The organism is Pseudomonas sp. AC463 (genome assembly GCF_979253585.1).
In genome coordinates this window covers 1-369 of record NZ_CEEDDZ010000226.1, presented here as the reverse complement: position 1 = coordinate 369, position 369 = coordinate 1, and the positions used below count along the sequence as shown (strand labels likewise).

Below are 369 nucleotides of genomic sequence, written 5' to 3'. Positions count from 1 at the left end.
AATCGGTACACTCGGCGCGACAATCCGCTGTTCGTGCCCGAAGCCAACAATGCCGATCACCCGACCGTCGCCGCCAACGCCTTCTATGCCTTCGGACAACTGGACGCGATCGGCTTCGGGCCGTTCTCGATCGATTCGATCGACGCCGAGCCGGGGAAGCTCAAGGATGCGTACGGCGTGTTGCAGCAGCTTCGTCCGCACATCCTGGCGGCGCAGGGGACGGGCCGGATGGCAGGTTTCAAACCGCGGCAACTGTACGACGACACGATCGTCTATGAGCCGCAGACGCGCGAGATCGGCGGCTATCGCTTCACCATCGCCTTCGCCGACATCCAGCGCCCGGTCACGTCGCCCGACATCGCCACCGCG

1 protein-coding gene is annotated in these 369 nt (G+C 64.8%); it reads left to right on the top strand.

Annotation, left to right across the window (positions count from 1 at the left end):
- A partial coding sequence (locus AC0IYH_RS29895; RefSeq protein ID WP_471837712.1) for a DUF5597 domain-containing protein occupies positions 1-369 on the top strand: 369 nt, incomplete at both ends.